This window comes from Paenibacillus sp. HGF5 (assembly GCF_000204455.1).
GTDB classification, from domain to species: domain Bacteria; phylum Bacillota; class Bacilli; order Paenibacillales; family Paenibacillaceae; genus Paenibacillus_AQ; species Paenibacillus_AQ lautus_A.
The window spans coordinates 25,679-36,260 of sequence record NZ_AEXS01000024.1 but is presented as its reverse complement, the minus strand read 5'-3'; the positions used below and the strand labels follow the sequence as shown (position 1 = coordinate 36,260).

General features: G+C 52.4%; 9 protein-coding genes. 7 read left to right on the top strand and 2 right to left on the bottom strand.

Annotated features, from left to right (window positions below):
• The first annotated feature begins 77 nt into the window (after positions 1-77).
• The 3 genes from HMPREF9412_RS04505 to HMPREF9412_RS04495 all read left to right on the top strand — a co-directional run bounded on the left by HMPREF9412_RS04505 (position 78) and on the right by HMPREF9412_RS04495 (position 3,964).
• Positions 78-1,379 (top strand): pyrimidine-nucleoside phosphorylase, encoded by a 1,302-nt coding sequence (locus HMPREF9412_RS04505; RefSeq protein ID WP_009590135.1) that lies wholly within the window; start codon positions 78-80, stop codon positions 1,377-1,379.
• A 523-nt stretch (positions 1,380-1,902) separates the two neighbouring features.
• Positions 1,903-2,865 (top strand): MraY family glycosyltransferase, encoded by a 963-nt coding sequence (locus tag HMPREF9412_RS04500; protein ID WP_009590139.1) that lies wholly within the window; start codon positions 1,903-1,905, stop codon positions 2,863-2,865.
• 235 nt (positions 2,866-3,100) lie between these two features.
• Positions 3,101-3,964 (top strand): SDR family oxidoreductase, encoded by an 864-nt coding sequence (locus tag HMPREF9412_RS04495; RefSeq protein ID WP_009590110.1) that lies wholly within the window; start codon positions 3,101-3,103, stop codon positions 3,962-3,964.
• A gap of 270 nt (positions 3,965-4,234) precedes the next feature.
• On the opposite strand, the gene murQ is transcribed toward HMPREF9412_RS04495, so the two are convergent.
• Both murQ and HMPREF9412_RS04485 read right to left on the bottom strand, forming a co-directional pair.
• On the bottom strand, positions 4,235-5,146 hold the full coding sequence (murQ, locus tag HMPREF9412_RS04490; protein WP_009590114.1) for an N-acetylmuramic acid 6-phosphate etherase: 912 nt from the start codon (positions 5,144-5,146) through the stop codon (positions 4,235-4,237).
• Positions 5,147-5,201: 55 nt separating this feature from the next.
• Positions 5,202-6,158, bottom strand: coding sequence for a BadF/BadG/BcrA/BcrD ATPase family protein (locus HMPREF9412_RS04485; RefSeq protein WP_009590126.1), 957 nt, complete (start codon positions 6,156-6,158; stop codon positions 5,202-5,204).
• A 225-nt stretch (positions 6,159-6,383) separates the two neighbouring features.
• Here HMPREF9412_RS04485 and HMPREF9412_RS04480 point away from each other — a divergent pair, with 225 nt between their 5' ends.
• From HMPREF9412_RS04480 to HMPREF9412_RS04465, 4 genes are all read left to right on the top strand, one after another.
• Positions 6,384-7,220: a MurR/RpiR family transcriptional regulator gene (locus HMPREF9412_RS04480; protein ID WP_009590115.1), complete on the top strand. Its 837-nt coding sequence runs from the start codon at positions 6,384-6,386 to the stop codon at positions 7,218-7,220.
• A 45-nt stretch (positions 7,221-7,265) separates the two neighbouring features.
• Positions 7,266-8,660 carry an ABC transporter substrate-binding protein gene (locus tag HMPREF9412_RS04475; protein WP_009590111.1) on the top strand — a complete coding sequence of 465 codons (1,395 nt, stop codon included), beginning with the start codon at positions 7,266-7,268 and terminating at the stop codon, positions 8,658-8,660.
• A 130-nt stretch (positions 8,661-8,790) separates the two neighbouring features.
• Positions 8,791-9,708: a carbohydrate ABC transporter permease gene (locus HMPREF9412_RS04470; protein WP_009590108.1), complete on the top strand. Its 918-nt coding sequence runs from the start codon at positions 8,791-8,793 to the stop codon at positions 9,706-9,708.
• A gap of 31 nt (positions 9,709-9,739) precedes the next feature.
• Positions 9,740-10,573 carry a carbohydrate ABC transporter permease gene (locus tag HMPREF9412_RS04465; RefSeq protein ID WP_009590118.1) on the top strand — a complete coding sequence of 278 codons (834 nt, stop codon included), beginning with the start codon at positions 9,740-9,742 and terminating at the stop codon, positions 10,571-10,573.
• The last annotated feature ends 9 nt before the right edge of the window (positions 10,574-10,582 follow it).

The window sequence follows — 10,582 nt, the reverse complement described above, 5'->3', positions numbered from 1 at the left end:
ATCGGAAGAACGGTCCGTATTTGTAGTGATTCCCGTGGAAGAAATACAATCATCGCAAACAGTGAGGAGAATGTACGATGAGAATGGTTGATTTAATTGCGAAGAAACGCGACGGCAAGGAACTGACAACAGAAGAGATCAATTTCTTTATCGACGGATATACCAAGGGAGACATTCCCGACTATCAGGTGAGCGCCATGAACATGGCGATTTATTTCCAGGACATGTCCGACCGGGAGCGGGCGGACTTGACGATGGCGATGGTAAACTCCGGCGAAACGATTGATCTGTCCGCAATTGAGGGAATCAAGGTCGATAAGCATTCCACCGGGGGCGTAGGCGACACGACGACGCTGGTGCTGGCTCCGCTCGTAGCGGCTCTGGATATTCCGGTAGCGAAGATGTCGGGACGAGGCCTCGGCCATACCGGAGGAACGATCGACAAGCTGGAATCCATCGAAGGCTTCCATGTGGAGATCAGCAAAGACGAATTTGTGAACCTTGTGAATCAACATAAAATCGCCGTCATCGGCCAAACCGGAAACCTCACGCCGGCGGACAAAAAACTGTACGCGCTCCGGGATGTGACGGCCACCGTCAATTCCATTCCGCTGATTGCAAGCTCCATCATGAGCAAGAAGATTGCCGCCGGTTCGGATGCGATTGTGCTGGACGTTAAAACCGGCGCAGGCGCGTTCATGAAAACGGTGGAGGATGCCAAGGAATTGGCACACGCCATGGTCAGCATCGGCAACAACGTCGGCCGCAAAACGATGGCGGTCATTTCCGATATGAGCCAACCGCTTGGGGCCGCGATCGGCAACTCGCTGGAAGTGCAGGAGGCGATCGATGCGCTTCGCGGCGAGGGTCCGAAGGATCTGGAAGAGCTGTGCCTGGCGCTGGGCAGACAGATGGTGTACCTGGCCCGGAAGGCGGACTCGCTCGAAGATGCCGAAGAGAAGCTAAAAGAGGTGATTCGCAACGGCAAGGCACTGGAGAAGTTCAAGGAATTCATCCAGAACCAGGGCGGAGATCCGTCCGTGGTGGATCATCCGGACCGTCTGCCGAAGGCACAGTATCTCATTGAGCTTCCCGCGCAGCAGGACGGCGTTGTCGCCGAGCTGGTAGCAGATGAGATCGGTACGGCGGCGATGCTGCTCGGGGCCGGCCGCGCGACGAAGGAATCCGAAATTGATTTGGCGGTTGGCCTGATGCTGAACAAGAAGGTCGGCGATACCGTGAAGAAAGGCGATTCCCTTGTCACGATCCATGCCAACCGCGAGAACGTGGACGACGTGAAGCAGAAGCTGTATGAAAGCATTCGAATCGCTGATCATGCGGATGCGCCTGTATTGATCTATGACATCGTGACGGAATAAGGTGAATCCCGATCCGAAGCGAGCCATAACCTGAACGCTGGCGCTGTTTGAAATGAGTGCCTCGCGCTGTCCTGAATGAGTGCCTCGTACCCCGTGCGCTGCCTCTTCCCCTTGCCTGCGCGAGATGCAAACCTGCCCTGGAAAGTTATCTGAACGGGGCAGGTTTTTTGGCGGTTATCGTCATAAACGGGGGTTGAACCCTCATAGGATGGTAATGGGGAAAACGTAAGGCATTTAACGGGAGAGGGAGATGCGTAGTCCGGCAAGAGCCATCCTGCCATTCAAGGAGGCTTTTGGCCATGACCATCGATCAGTTGATTGCTTTGCTGGCACTTATCGTAATGATCATTGGGCTTGCGGTGAAGAAGGAGTCTTAACCGATGAGTCCGGAGGGGCTGCTGCTAAGTAGAATTTCTACGGATGCGGCGGTCTTTTTCTTTTTGATAGGTTGATAGGATTCGCTATAAGTCATATACTTAGATTGCAATGTTCTCCATTATTCATCATTCATTGGGAGGAAACCATGCTCTATTTTGCAGCGTTTGTCATATCCATGGTGCTGGTGTTGGTATTGATTCCGCCATTTCGCAAACTTGCGATCAAGATTGATTTTGTGGACAAGCCAAGGCCGGACAGCGAGCGGAAAATACACCGCGAGCCGATACCGCTGACAGCGGGAGTCGCCATATTCATCGGATTTTTCATCACTTATTTTGCGCTTACAGGTACCATCTCAAGGGAAGCGGTAGGTATCTTTATCGGTAGCGCGTTGATTCTTGGGATCGGCCTCGTGGACGATTGGTATAAGTCCCAGGGCAAGGAGCTGGCTTCGCTGCCGAAGCTCATTGTACAGGTCAGCGCAGCCGTCGTAGTATACAGCTATGGCATCGCGTTCGAAGGATTCAACAATCCGTTTACGGGTCACTATATTAACTTGCCGGAATGGCTGCAGCTGATCTTAACGATTCTGTGGATCTTCGGCGTTACGACGGTGATTAACTTCTCGGACGGCATCGACGGGCTGGCAGGAGGGCTCTCCGCCATATCGGGAGGAACGCTGTTTGTTGTCGCGATGACGATGGGCCGAGGCGAATCCGCCTTGCTCGCGGTCATACTCGTAGGAGCCGCGCTGGGATATTTAAGGTATAACAAGCCGCCGGCCAGAGTGTTCATGAGGGATGCCGGCGCTACCTTCCTCGGGTTCATCCTCGGGATCATTGCTCTGGACGGCGCGTTTAAGGGTGCGACCCTGGCGTCCTTGTTCGTACCCATCTTCGCGCTGGGCGTGCCGATCTTCGATAATATCATCGTGGTCATCCGCCGAATGCTTCAATCCAAGCCGATCTATCAGGCCGATGCCTCCCAAGCCCATTATCGTTTGCTGGCAACGGGGCTCAACCAGAAGCAGACGCTGGTATTTCTGTGCCTGCTGAACCTGTGCTTCGGACTGGCCGCGATCATACTCGCCATGAACGGCGGCGCTTGAGGCGTATAAGCCTGGCATAAGCTTTCTTTAGTACGTAATTGAAGTCTCGTCTCCAGATCGATGTTGGTGGCGGGACTTTTTTTTTAGAGATAAGAAAGTATAAACTTCAGAGGATTACCAGCCTTATCTCGCAAGAAAAACTTCCGCTAAATGCTTGTCTGTCTTCTGAGAAAGTACGTCGATAGACGTTTTTTTATTACAATGGTAGAAGGAATACGAACGGGAGGTCAGCGGGATGAATGACATGACAGGAAAGATCGTCATCGTAACGGGAGCCAACTCCGGCATGGGCTTGGCAACGACGTCGGAGCTGGCAAAAGGCGGAGCGCACGTGATTATGGCCTGCCGTAGTCAAGCCAGGGGCGAAGCGGCTCTTCGGCAGGCGCAGCAGGAGAGCGGCAGCTCGAACATCGAGCTGATGTCGCTGGATTTGGGGTCTTTTGACAGCATTAGGGCATTTGCTTCCGAATATAAGGCGAAATACGAGCAGCTTGATGTTCTGGTGAATAACGCCGGCGTGGTCACCATTCAGCGGGAACTGACGAAGGACGGATTCGAAGCGATGATCGGAGTCAACCATCTGGGGCATTTTTTGCTAACGAACGAGCTGCTGGAGCCCCTTCAGCGTGCCAGGCAGGGGAGGGTCGTGAACGTTTCCTCCGGAGCGCACAAGGTGGGCAGCATCCACTTCGATGATCCGAATCTTGGGAAGGGATTCAATGTGGCCAAGGGTTACGCGCAGTCCAAACTGGCTAACATCTTATTCACCAAAGAGCTGGCCCGTAGGCTGCAGCCGACAAGGATAACGGTTAATGCGCTTCATCCCGGCGCCGTCAGCACCAGCATCGGCGTGAACCGGGATACAGGCTTCGGCAAAGCCGTCCACAAGCTGCTTCGTCCGTTCTTCTTAACCCCGCTCGAAGGAGCCCGGACAGCGATTTACTTGGCGTCAAGCCCTGAAGTGGAGCATGTAACAGGGGAATATTACGTCAAATGCAAACCGGCCAAAACGACCGAGAAGGCAAGGGATCCAAAGCTGGCTGCGCGCCTGTGGGAATGGAGCGAACAACAGGTCGGCCGGGCATCGGACAAGGAGTGATGAATCCACGGTTGTTTACAAGAAGTCCAGGTTTCGCGAGGGGCTGAAGCCGAACGATCCGATGGGGCTGAAGCCGAACGATCCGATGGGGCAGAAGCGGGCATCCATGAACGATGAAGCCCGTCGGCCCATCAATAAGATGACGTCTATCCGTACATAAAGGTCCAAGGCTGGCAAACAAATAAACGGGATATCCTCCAGATCGACCGGAACTGGGATATCCCGTTTAACATTTCACGACAGAAACTTCGCATATTGGCAAACGTTATGTTATTTCGTTGTTTTCATATCGATCGCGCTGCGCACAAACCCGCTGGTACCGTCAAGAAGCTTGGAGGCTTCCGCGGCACTGACGTTGGCAAGCAGCATCACGATCGCGGTTTTGACATGGGCGCCGGCTTCAAGGTATGCCTTCTCCACGGCCTCCTCCGATGCTCCCGTTGCCAGGGTAATGATGCGCTTCGCGCGATGGACCAGCTTATTGTTCGACGGGTTAAGGTCAACCATCAGGTTTTTGTAAACCTTGCCGATCCGAATCATGGCGGTTGTCGTCAGCATGTTCAGAATCAGCTTCTGAGAGGTGCCGGCCTTCATGCGCGTGGAGCCCATGATGACCTCGGGGCCTACGACGGCTTCGATCACGAATTCGGCATACTGATGCATCGGCGATTCGTAATTGTTGCACAGACCGATAACAACGGCCCCTCTTTCCTTGGCGCGTCTCATGGCGCCAAGGACATACGGCGTGCGTCCGCTTGCAGCGATGCCTAGAACGACGTCCTTCTCGTTGATACCGTTTTCATTGATATCCTGCTCGCCAAGCTCTTCGCTATCCTCAGCGCCTTCGATGGCCTCTTTGACGGCCCTGAAGCCGCCGGCAATCAATCCCTGCACCATGGACGGGTCCGTTCCATAGGTAGGCGGGCACTCGGATGCGTCCAGAATCCCGATGCGACCGCTGGTCCCCGCACCGATGTAAAACAATCTGCCGCCCTTCTGGAAAGCTTCGACGACGTGATCGGCCGCCCTGGCTATCAGAGGAATGAGTTCGCGAATCGCATCGGTGATCAGGCTATCCTCATTGTTGATGAGGATCATGATTTGTTCCGAGCTCAACTGATCAATGTTCTGGGTATTTTCATGAGGCTGTTCGGTTGTCAATTGACTTAGAATATTCGTCATGAGACAGGTCTCCTTTTTTGCCTTGGAATATGGACGGGCACTGATGATGTGGTAGCTACAGCAAGTCAGAGACGCCGTCAGTAAATAGCTTGCAGGCCAACAGGGCCCCGCCCTGTGCGGGCGTTCGCTCACGGTTTCCTTCAGGGAAACGGAGCAGGGGGTAACGTGTAAGCATAAGGCGGGTGTACGTCTCTCGGAACCATCGTGAATGCTTGAAAATCGAGCCGATTCCCACAAGCTCGCTCTCGGCGAATTCGGCGTTCTGTCGAATGAGCGCGCAAGTGGTATCGGCCAGCTCTTCGGCCTGCTGCCTGATAATGCGTAGTGCCGTTTCATCGCCGGCGTCGGCTGCCTCGATGCAGCAGCGGGCGAAGGAGGCGATATCCTGTTTCGTTATAGCGGGCTGGTAAATGTAAGATTTGAGGTCGGTAATATGCCGGATCGGGTAGGCTGCAACGATCAGGCTGCTCATGAGGGTGGGGGGCGTTATGCCTTCATGGCTCTTGATCACGGATTTCAGAGTCTGAAGTCCGATCTGATAACCGCTGCCTTCATCTCCGAGAAGATGTCCCCAACCACCGACGCGGTGGATGTCTCCCGATTGGGTGATGCCGTAGGTATTGGAGCCTGTTCCTGAGATTGCGAGTATTCCATGCTGACGCCCCAGTACCGCCATCAATGAAATTTCGGCTTCCGAACGCATGTAAATACGTAACGAGAGCTGCCGCTGCCGGAAGTAGGAACGAAGGTGAGATTGTACACGCTGCCGCTCCTCAACCGAACTTATACCTGACATACCAAGACATATTGATGTTAATAAAAACGACTTATTAAAAAGGGGGGACAGGAGCTCATCCAACACGGTTTGGAGTTCCTCCATCGCTTTATCGAATGTTACAATGTAAGGATTGGTGGAACCTCCGGTAAAACGGGACAACACTTCTCCAGCGCTATTGATAGCGGTTGCTTCGGTCTTCGTACCGCCGCCATCGACACCGATAAAAATTTCCATATTGAACCACTTCGCTTTCTATATCCAGTATAGGAGAAAAACCAGGTGTTGTAAAATAAAATTTTAAATCATGAATTATGTATTGAAATATAATTTCATACAATTTATAATAAACTCAATCCACTGATAGTGAAAGCGATACCAGTCATGCTTTCATTCAAGATGTGTAAAGTAATATTACATAGTAGTGACCATCAGAGGATGATTTGAAAAGGGGGGCAAGAAATGAACGGCGGATTGGTTCGATTGCGCGAGGTGTATGATTCATTAAATCCGTCCGAGCGCAAGGTTGCAGCCTTCATTTTGCAGGAGCCGGCAGAGATGATACAAATGTCGGTGGCGGATCTTGCTGTCCGAAGCGGCTCCAGTCAGGCAGCGATTGTGCGCCTGTGCAAAACGATGGGATTCAAAGGCTATCAGGATCTGAAACTGAAGGTAGCCGGAGACTTGCAGGAGCCATTAGCCACCGGATATCAGGATATCCGGCCCAATGACAGCATTTCTGCAATTATACAGAACGTCTCGAACAATAACATTCAATCGATTCGGGATACGATGAAGATTATGGAGGAAGGGATGGTGGAAGAGGCCGTTCTGGCCCTCGATCAGTCGAAGCGCATTTTCATGTTTGGGGTAGGGGCTTCCAATCTGATCGGGATGGATGCCCAACAGAAATTTTTGCGGATCAATAAGGTATGCATATCTTTTCCGGACCCTCATGTTCAGCTCACCTCGGCGGTGCTGCTGACTCCGGATGATGCGGCCGTATGCATTTCCTATTCCGGTGAAACGGACGAGGTGATCCGCGCAGCAGCCATTGCCAAGGAGAAGGGATGCAAGACGATTGGCATTACCAAATACGGGGATTCTACCTTGAGCCGATCGGTCGACATACCTTTGTACACCTCCTCGACGGAGAACGAGATTCGCAGTGGCGCGATGTCCTCTCGTATTACGCAGCTTAATCTTATCGATATTTTATATCTTGGCGTCGCCAGCCGGAATTACGAGAATTCAGTGAAATACCTGGATGAAAGCCGGCGAGCGATCAAGCGGTTGTAGTTCATAGCGAAACCACAAATATATAAATGATAAGGGGAGTAGTACATGAAGAAAAAAGGTTGGCTTACATTGTTGGCTTCTTTGATGCTCGTGTTTACCGCGGCTTGCGGCGGTTCCGGCGGAGCGAAGGCACCGGAAGGCGGAAGCGGAACGGCTTCGGAAGGAAACGGCGAAGCTGCGCCGAAGCAGGACACGGTCGTTGTCTGGACTTATCCGGTACATGGTAAATACGAAGATGAATTGAAAGAGCATGTGGCGGATTTGAAGGAGAAATATCCGCATATTACCGTACAAACCGAAGTGCTCTCCTGGGCTGAAGGCCCGAAGAAGTTCGACGTCGCCTTGAATGCCGGCAACCCGCCTGACCTATACTTCCACGCGGTGGATGGAGCTTATGTGGATACGGGCCTGGCACTGGAACTGACCCCTTATATTACGGATGAAATCAAGAACGACTACCTGCCGGGAACGCTTGAGCTGGGTCAAATCCAGGGCAAGCAGTATGGTCTCCCGCTGTACCAATCCCTCTGGGCTTGGGGCGGCAACAAGAAGATTCTCGAAGAAGCAGGCATCGACTGGAAGGCTATTCAAGAGAACGGCTGGACTTGGACCGAGTTCAAGGCTGCTGCCGAGAAGCTGACCAAGAAACTTCCGAATGGCAATACGCAGTATGCGCTGGTGACGGACGGTACTTCCCTGGACTTCATGGAAATGCTGACACGCAGCAACGGCATGCCTGACGTTCTGAACGACAAGGGCGAGTTCCAATGGAATGACGAGCGGATTCTGGATACGATGACGTTCGTGTCCGATCTGATGAAAGCCGGACATCTGCCTGCCGAGACTGCCGCGATTACGCCGGCGAAACGGATGGACCTGTTCTATGCCGAGGAAGCCGCGATCGTGTCCAAGGCGATCCCTTACTATGACGTGATGCTGCAGAACCGCGCGAAGGATATTGACAGCGGTACGGTCCAAGGCGCGAAAATCGACTTCGTCCTGCTGCCGGTTCCGCATAATGACGGGGCTGAGCGCAAGACCTCCATGTTTGGCGAAGGCTACGTGGCGTTCAAACAGAAGAAGGATAAAGGCGAAGAGCATGCAAAGAATACGTTCCTGATCATGGAAGGACTGAGCGGCGCGAAAGCCGGTAATTCCGCGAATGAACTGGTGCTGCCTTTCGTACGCAAATCCCAAGCGGAGTTTTATGAAGGCAAAGGGCTCGGGACGGAATCTACTATTAAAGCAGCGGAAATTTTCGCGAACTTCAAGGAAATTCCGGTGACTTTGAATCTCGATGCGGATGCTTCGGGCAACCAGAAGAAATTCAAGGAGCAAGTGGTGAAGCCGAACATTCAAGCGCTGTTCTCGGGCGAGAAGACGCCGGAGCAGATCGCACAAGACTTCAAGGACAAAGGCAAACAAATTTTAGGACAGTAATTGAAGTTATAAGGGGGTGTCCCGTTGTCCTTAGCAGGAACGATCGGGGCACTCCCTTTTTAAACCAATCGCTCCAGGCTCAAAAAGGCTTCATGAAAATACTTCACCTGTGCGCAAAGGAGGAAATCAAATGCAGACTGCCCCGGCGCAAGCCCGGCCATCACGTCCCCCCATGAAGGGGTACATACGAGAATATGGATGGGCGTATTTATTCATTCTGGCTCCCGTACTGTTGTTCTTGATATTCACGCTCTACCCTGTCGCGTCCGCTTTTCTGATGAGCTTTCAGGAATACAGCGTGATGGGCTCCGAATGGATTGGAGCAGACAACTATACACGGATGGTACAGGATGAAGTGTTCTGGAAATCCATGAGGAATACGGTCATCTTCACGATCGGTACCGTTCCGGTCAACATTGTCATCACGTATGCATTATCCTTTTTTATTTTTCAGATGAAAAATAAATGGCAGACGTTCTTCAAGGCTACGATGTATTTGCCGGCCGTTGCCTCCGGCGTCACCATTTCGGTGGTATGGCTCGCGATCTACGATCCGACCCAAGCCGGGCTGCTGAACCGTTTCATCGGATTGTTCGGGTTCGACCCGGTCATATGGCTCGGCAAATCGAACACGGCGCTCTTTTCGCTCATTCTGATGAACTGGCTCGGTTCGCATGGCGCGGGCATTATTCTCTATTTGGCCGCCATGGGCGGGATTCCGAAATCGCTCTATGAAGCCGCGGACATCGACCATGCCAGCGGCTGGTCCAAATTCTGGCGAATTACGTGGCCGCTAATGAAACCGACCACACTATATCTGCTGGTGACGGGTGTCATTACGTCCTTCCAGGTGTTCATCTCGGTATACCTGATGACGCAGGGCGGACCGAACTTCGCGACGACAACCATCGCCTATCTGATTTACAGCACGGCGTTCAATTTCTACGAATTCGGACTTGCGGCGGCGCAATCTTTTGTCCTGGCTGCTTTGATTATTGTCATTTCCATCATTCAATTCAAATACTTCTCGTCCGACGTGGAGTACTAAGGCCTATTTTTGAAGCTAAGGGGGTGCACCTATGAAATCAAGATCAAAAGTGATCATGCTGATTGTGGCCTCGGTCATTCTGGTGGTATGGAGCGTTCTGACGATCATTCCGATGTACTGGATGCTGATCGGCTCTGTGCAGGACACCAAGTCAGCGGCATCGTTTATCCCGAAAATGATACCGGAGGTATTCTCCGTAGCCCCGTACGAGCGTTTTTTTGGCAAAACCGACGTCATGAGGTGGCTCTTTAACTCCTTATTGATCTCATCCATCCTGACGGTGACCAACGTATTCCTGGCTTCGCTCGCAGGGTATGCTTTTGCGAAGCTGAAGTTTCCGGGGAACAAAGCGGTATTCTGGATTTTGCTCAGCACGATGATGATCCCGGCGCAGGTGACGCTGATTCCGCTATACATTTTGATGATCGACGTATTTGATCTCGGGAATACATACACGGCGATTCTTCTTCCCGGAATCGTAAGCGTGGGCAACATTTTCTTGATGAAGCAGTACATGTCATCGCTGCCTACCTCTTTGATACATGCGGCGCGCATCGATGCTTGCGGCGAATTCGGCATCTTCTGGAAGGTCATTCTTCCGATGGCAAAGCCGGGTCTTGCCGTGCTTGCGATATTCACGTTCGTTGCATCATGGAATGATTTCTTCTGGCCCTTCCTCGTGACCAACTCGACGGAAATGAGAACGATTCAGGTCGGTCTTGCTTCCTTCGTCTATGCGGACACGACCGATTTCGGCGCACTTATGGCTGGAGCAACCGTCGCGGCACTGCCGATGATGATCCTGTTCTTCTCGCTTCAGCGCTATTTCCTGCAAGGCATCACCATTGGAGCCGTTAAAGGCTAGAAGGAGGCA